Consider the following 6,635-nt stretch of genomic DNA (forward strand, 5'->3'; position numbering starts at 1 on the left):
CCCGGAATGTGGAGATCGACCGCGACGACGTCCTTAACGCCGCCAACACAGGCATAGCTGCCGCGGAAGAGGCCACCGTCAGCGGCGCAGCCGCCGACCGCGACAACCCATTTCGGATCGGGCGTGGCGTTATAGGTGCGCTCCAGCGCCTGCCGCATGTTCTTCGTCACGGGGCCGGTGACCATGAGCACGTCAGCGTGGCGCGGCGAGGCGACAAAACGCAGGCCGAACCGCTCGAGATCGTAGAACGCATTTGAAAGCGCATGGATTTCGAGCTCGCAGGCATTGCACGAGCCCGCGTCGACCTGGCGGATTGAGAGCGAGCGGCCGAGCCGCGCTTGTGCCGTCTCGCGCACGCGGCACGCGAGTTCAGCGAGCGCCGCCTGATCGACCGCCGGCGGCGGCTCGGTCAGGGGACCGCGGGTCAGGCTCTCGATCATGGTCCTGCGCATCGCGTGCTTCCTTACAGATCGACGCCGGAATAGGAGCAGTTGAACGACTTGTTACAGAGCGGGAAGTCGGCCACGATGTTCTGCTCGATCGCAGTCTCCAATAGCGGCCACTGGAACCAGGAGGCATCGCGGAGGTGACAGCGCGCAATCCGTCCGTCGGCGTCGAGCCGCAGCCAGATCAGCACGTCGCCTCGGAACGCCTCGACCAGCGCCACGCCCTCGAAAGGCTCGCCTTGCGGTGTGATGGGGATTCTGGTCTCGCCCTGCGGCAATCGCGCCAGGAGCTGATCGATCAGCCTGAGGCTCTGCTCGACCTCGCGGATGCGGATCCAGACGCGCGCGTTGACGTCGCCGGCGTCGAGCACGGGCACCTCGAACGACAACTGGTCATAGGGCGCGTAGCCGACCGCGCGCCGCGCATCGAAGGCGCGGCCCGCCGCCCGACCGACATATCCGCCGGCGCCGAATTGGCGCGCATACTCGCCCTTGACGATACCCGTCGTCACGGTGCGGTCCTGCAGCGACGCCGTGTTGTCGTACAGCTCGACCAGCCGCGGAAAGACTTTTTGGATTTCGGCGACGAGCTGCCGTATCTGGTCCGCCCCGCCGGGCGCAATGTCACGCGCGACGCCGCCGGGCACGATGAGGTCCATCATCAGGCGATGACCGAACGCGCTGTCTGCGGCACGCAAACAGCGCTCGCGCAAAATGCCGGTCTGCGCATGCATCAGCGCAAAGGACGCGTCGTTGCAGATCGCGCCGATGTCGCCAAAATGGTTGGCCAGCCGCTCGATCTCCGCCGTGACAGCGCGCAAGTATTGCGCACGCGGCGGCGCCTCGAATTGCCACGCCGCTTCCACGGCGCGCGCAAAGGCATATCCATAGGCGACCGTCGAGTCGCCCGAGGTGCGACAAGCCAGGGGCGCGGCCTGATCGAGCGAAGCGCCCAAGAGCATGGCCTCGATGCCCTTGTGGACATAGCCCAGCCGCTGCTCCAGCCGGACCACATGCTCGCCATTGGCGGTGAAGCGGAAATGCCCGGGCTCGATGATGCCGGCATGCACGGGACCGACGGCAACCTGATGCAGCGCCTCGCCCTCGGCGGAGAGGAAGCGATAGGGCTCGGCCTTGCCGGCACTGTCGCGCTTGTTCTTGCCTAGCGGAAACCGTCCGCCCCAGGCGCCATGATCGAGCCACGGCCTGTTATCGCCGGCGCCTTTCGCCTCGAGACCGAACAGATCATGGATCGTCCGTTCGAGGCGCAGCGCCGGCGGATGCGCGCGCGCGACGCTCGGAAAGGAGCCGTCGGCACAGGTGAAGCTGACGACGGCAATCTCATTTGCCTCCGCAAGCAGCGCCATATGGACCGCCGCAGGCTCGCCCCAGAAGCCGAGCAGCGTCGCGCGTCCTGCCACGAGTTCGCGGACCGCTACCTGCCATCCCTCCTCGCTGACAGTCGCGCGCGGCCAGGGACGGTGGTTCGGAACGAGGTCGCGATGCGAAATGCTGTCGAGCAGGCCCATGGTGTCTCACCCCAACAGCCGAGCGACGTTCTGGAAACCCGCGACCAGCACTGGCGGCAGATAGATGCCGGCGAGCAGGACCAGCGCCAAATGGGTGAACATCGGCAGGTAGGACGCTTCCGCCGGCGCGGTCGGCCCGCGCACCTCGCCGAATACGACGCCGCCGACGCGGAGAAACAGGCCGCCGAGTGCAATGAGTAGGCCAAGGACCAAAATGCTCGTGAGCCCTGGCGCGCGGACAAAGGTGGAGCTCACCACCAGAAATTCGCTCATGAAGATGCCAAGCGGCGGCAGGCCGACGATCGCGACGACGCCGAGCATGAGACCCCAGCCGAGCACCGGATTGGTCACGGTCAGGCCGCCGATCTCGGCAATCTTCTGCGTACCCTTGACCTGCGCGATGTGGCCGACCGCGAAGAAGATCGCGGATTTGGTCAGGGAATGCATGGTCATGTGCAGAAGGCCGGCGAAATTGGCGAGCGGCCCGCCCATGCCGAACGCGAACACGATGATGCCCATGTGCTCGATGGAGGAATAGGCGAACATGCGCTTGATGTCGCGCCGTCGGTACAGCATCAGGCTGGCGAAGATCACCGAGATCAGGCCCATGGTAACCATCAGCGGCCCCGGCGCGATCGATCCTGGATTGACCGCGAGCAGCATCTTGAAGCGGAGCAGCGCATAGAGCGCAACGTTGAGCAGCAGGCCGGACAGCACCGCCGAGATCGGCGTCGGACCTTCGGCATGGGCATCCGGCAGCCAGGCATGCAGCGGCGCGAGCCCGACTTTTGTGCCGTAGCCGAGCAGCAGGAACACGAAGGCGACGTTGAGCAGCGCCGGATCGAACGCCGCCGCACGCGACACCAGCACGGTCCACACCATGGCGTCCGTCCCCTCTCCGATCACGGGGCGCGCCGCCATGTAGACGAGGATGGTGCCGAACAGCGCCAGCGCAATGCCGACGCTGCCCAGGATGAAATATTTCCAGGCCGCCTCCAGCGCCTCATGGGTGCGATAGATGCCGACCATCAGCACCGTGGTCAGGGTTGCGACCTCGACTGCGACCCACATCAGGCCGATATTGTTGGCGACCAGAGCCAGATTCATGGCGAACATCAGCGCCTGGTACATCGCATGATAGAAGCGCAGGAAGGCCGGCGTCAGCCGGCCGATCTCGATCTCGTGCTCGATATAGCTCGCGCTGAACACGCTGGTGGTGAAGCCGACGAAGGTGGTCAGCACGATGAACACCTTGTTGAGATCGTCGACCAAGAAATACTGGCCGGAGACCGGCTCGACCACGAACAGCGACAAGGCGGTGAGGAAGGTCAGCAGCGCCGCCACCACGTTGAGGCGCGCCGTGAGCCGGTAGCCGGGCAGCAGCGCGAGCCCGGCGGCCGAGATCGCCGGAATCATGAGAATGGCGGTGACCGCGTCGAGCGTCATCGCCGTTCTCCACGAAAGCGGTCGAGCGCCCGGATGTCGACGCTGTCAAAGCGCTCGCGGATGCGGAACAGGAAGATACCGATCACGATGAACGCGATCAGCACCGAGAAGGCAACGCTGATCTCGACCACCAGCGGCATGCCCTTGGCGCCGGCCGCGGCAAGCACCAGACCGTTTTCCAGCGACATGAAGCCGACCACCTGGCTCACCGCGTTGCGCCGCGTCACCATGATCAACAGGCCGAGCAGAACGACCGACAGGGCGAACGCGAGGTCCTCGCGCGCCAGCGCGTCCGCTCCCGGCGTGACGCGCAGCATCACCACCATGGACAGCGCAACCAGCCCAATACCGGCGATCATGGTGAGCCCGACGCCGACCGCGGTCTCGATCTCGCGGTGAATGCCGAGCCGGACCATGATCCGGTGCAGCGAGACCGGAATGATGATAGCCTTGAAGATCAGAGCGATGGCGGCGGTGACGTAGAGATGCGGCGCGTGCTGGACGAAGGCCTGCCACGCCACCGACAATGCGAGCACGGTCGCGTGCAGCGCATAGATATTAAGGAGCGCATAGAGCCGGTCCTGGTACAGCATCATGAAGCTTGCGAGCACCAGCGAGCCGGCGAGCATATGAGCGATGTCGAACTCCAGCCCGTGCATGGTTACAGGCTCCCTGATACGAACCGCAGCAGCGTCGCGAGCAGCGCCAGCATCAGCGCCGCGCCCAGGAACTCCGGAATGCGGAACACGCGCATCTTTGCAATCGAGGTTTCGAAAACGGCGAGCAGGCTGGCGCAGAGCGCGAGTTTCAGCACATAGGCGACGGTCCCGATCGCAAGCGCGGCAAGGTCGGCGCCTTGCTTGGCCACGCCCCAGGGCATGAACATGCAGGCGATCAGCGAGATGTAGAGCAGCAGCTTCAGCTCGGCCGAAAGATCGATCAGCGCCAGATGCCGGCCGGAATATTCCAGCACCATCGCTTCATGCACCATGGTGAGTTCGAGATGGGTGGCGGGATTATCGACCGGGATCCGGGCATTCTCGGCGAGAGCCACAATGACCAGCGCAAACAGCGCAAGGCCGAGCGAGACGCGCAGGCCGACCGCGCTCGATCCCATGAACTCGGCCACCGTGGAGAGCTGGGTCGAGCCCGCGATCATCGCTACGGAAAACACCGTGATCAGGATCGCGGGCTCGGCCAGCGAGGCGATCATCACCTCGCGGCTGGAGCCGATGCCGCCGAAGGCCGTGCCGACATCCATGCCCGCGAGCGCCAGCGCGAAACGGGCGCTGCCGAGCAGCGCGATGATCGCGATCAGGTCGGCCGACCAGGAGAACAACAGACCGTTGCCGAAGGTCGGGACCAGGGCGGCCGCGACCCAAGTCACCGCGAAGATGACGTAGGGGATGACGCGGAACAGCCAGGACGCGTTCTCGGCGAGCACGACGTCCTTGCGCAGCAGACGGAGGAGATCGCGATAGGGCTGCAGCAGCGGCGGTCCGTGGCGCCGCAGCAAATGGGCTTTCAGCTTGCGGATCACGCCGGTCAACAGGGGCGCCAGCGCCAGCACCAGAAACATCTGGACGCCCTGAACGACGAGATCGCGGATCAGCATCATAGCGACAGCACCACGAGCAGGAGCACCAGCGCCACGAACACCAAGGTGAGATAGCGGCGGATGGTCAGAAACTGCAATACGTTGATGCGCAGCGTGGCGAAGCCGATGAGCTTTGCGATCGGCGCATAAAGCCCCTCCCAGATCAGGTCGTGCATCACGACGGTGAGCCGCGCCGTCGTGGCCGATCCCGGCGGCGGCATCTCGCCGATCTCGCGCGCGCCGAACACGAGTGGGCCGAACACGCGGCGAATCGGCTGCGAGAAGCTGGAGGCGGTGTATTGAATGGCGGGATTGCCATCTGGATAGCCGCAATCCCAGGCCGGTGCCCGGCGCAGCCGGTCCGAGGCGAGGCGATGGATCGCGACAGAGGCGATCGAACCCGACAGCAGCATGAAGGCGAACACCAAAAGGCCGTCATAGGAGCTGCGGCTCTGGGCGATCGGCACGATGGTGAACCATTGCAGATCGGATTGATGCGGCATGCTGTTGCCGACCATGGTGTTGGCGACCGGTGCCAGCGCATCAATGAACAGGCCGGGCAGGACGCCGGCCACGAGGCAGAGCGCGGCCAGCAGCATCATCGCGGCGAGCGAGAAGCCGTCGACCTCCTCGGCTTCAGCCGCTGCGCTCGTTCGCGCACGGCCGAGGAAACTGATGCCGAAGACCTTGACGAAACAGGCTGCGGCGAGCGCAGCGGCGAGCGCCAGAAGGCCGCCGACCGCGGGAATGATCAGTTTCAGCCCCCAGGACGGCAGATGCGGACTGAGCAGGATCGCCTGGAACGTCAGCCATTCCGAGACGAAACCGTTGAACGGCGGCAGCGCCGAAATCGCGATGCAGGCGATCAGCATCACGAACGCGGTTTGCGGCATGCGGTGGATCAGGCCACCGAGTTTCTCCATGTCGCGCTCGCCGGTCGCGGTGAGCACACAGCCGGCGCCGAAAAACAACAGGCTCTTGAAGAAGGCATGATTGAGCACGTGGAGCAGCGCCGCGGTGAAGGCGAGCGCGGCGATGAAATCGCTGCCCTGCGCCTTGAAGGCGAGCGCAAGGCCAAGGCCGGTGAAGATGATGCCGATATTCTCGATCGTCGAGTAGGCCAGCACGCGCTTGATGTCGCGCTGCATCAGCGCGTAAAGCACGCCCAGCGTCGCGGTCGGGCCGCCGATCGCGAGCAGCACCATGCTCCACCACCATTCGGGCGCGCCGAGCAGATCGAAGACGATCCGCACGAAGCCGTAGGTCGCCACCTTCGTCATCACGCCGCTCATCAGACCGGAGACGTGGCTGGGTGCGGCCGGATGCGCGAGCGGCAGCCAGGCATGCAGCGGCACCAGGCCGGCCTTGGAGCCGGCCCCGAGCAGCGCGAGCAGGAGGACGGCGCCGGCGACCGCACTTGTTTCGTGGGCGGCGCGGATCGCGGCAAAGTCGTAAGCGCCGGTGCCTCCCGCCAGCACGCCGAAGGCGAGCAGCAGCACCAGCGTGCCAAAGCTCGCCATCAGGAGATAGACATAGCCTGCGCGCAGGTTTTCCGGGTCCTTGTGGTTCGAGACCACCAGCGCCCAGGAGGTCAACGACATGAACTCCCAGGCAACG

General features: G+C 65.4%; 6 protein-coding genes. All 6 read right to left on the bottom strand.

Annotated elements, in window-relative coordinates; all coding sequences use genetic code 11:
- On the bottom strand, positions 1–452 hold a 452-nt coding region (locus tag JOZ76_RS28670; RefSeq protein WP_291704432.1), incomplete at its 3' end, for an NADH-quinone oxidoreductase subunit B family protein.
- Positions 453–463: 11 nt separating this feature from the next.
- Complete coding sequence (locus tag JOZ76_RS28675; RefSeq protein WP_291704434.1) at positions 464–1,975, bottom strand: hydrogenase large subunit; 1,512 nt, start codon at positions 1,973–1,975, stop codon at positions 464–466.
- 6 nt (positions 1,976–1,981) lie between these two features.
- Entirely contained in the window at positions 1,982–3,421 is a 1,440-nt protein-coding gene (locus tag JOZ76_RS28680; RefSeq protein ID WP_291704436.1) for a hydrogenase 4 subunit F, read from the bottom strand.
- Complete coding sequence (locus JOZ76_RS28685; RefSeq protein WP_291704437.1) at positions 3,418–4,080, bottom strand: hydrogenase-4 component E; 663 nt, start codon at positions 4,078–4,080, stop codon at positions 3,418–3,420. The genes JOZ76_RS28680 and JOZ76_RS28685 overlap by 4 nt, the downstream gene beginning before the upstream one ends.
- A 2-nt stretch (positions 4,081–4,082) precedes the next feature.
- Entirely contained in the window at positions 4,083–5,039 is a 957-nt protein-coding gene (locus JOZ76_RS28690; RefSeq protein WP_291704439.1) for a respiratory chain complex I subunit 1 family protein, read from the bottom strand.
- Positions 5,036–6,635, bottom strand: a 1,600-nt coding sequence (hyfB, locus tag JOZ76_RS28695) for a hydrogenase 4 subunit B (protein ID WP_291704441.1), incomplete at its 5' end; no start/stop codon positions are given. The genes hyfB and JOZ76_RS28690, both read right to left, overlap by 4 nt.

This window comes from Bradyrhizobium sp. (assembly GCF_019244115.1).
Lineage (GTDB): Bacteria > Pseudomonadota > Alphaproteobacteria > Rhizobiales > Xanthobacteraceae > Bradyrhizobium.

Coding starts and splice junctions, on each gene's coding strand:
- JOZ76_RS28680 (WP_291704436.1), bottom strand. CDS start 3,421: ATGACGCTCGACGCGGTCACCGCCATTCTCATGATTCCGGCGATCTCG.
- JOZ76_RS28675 (WP_291704434.1), bottom strand. CDS start 1,975: ATGGGCCTGCTCGACAGCATTTCGCATCGCGACCTCGTTCCGAACCAC.
- JOZ76_RS28690 (WP_291704439.1), bottom strand. CDS start 5,039: ATGATGCTGATCCGCGATCTCGTCGTTCAGGGCGTCCAGATGTTTCTG.
- JOZ76_RS28685 (WP_291704437.1), bottom strand. CDS start 4,080: ATGCACGGGCTGGAGTTCGACATCGCTCATATGCTCGCCGGCTCGCTG.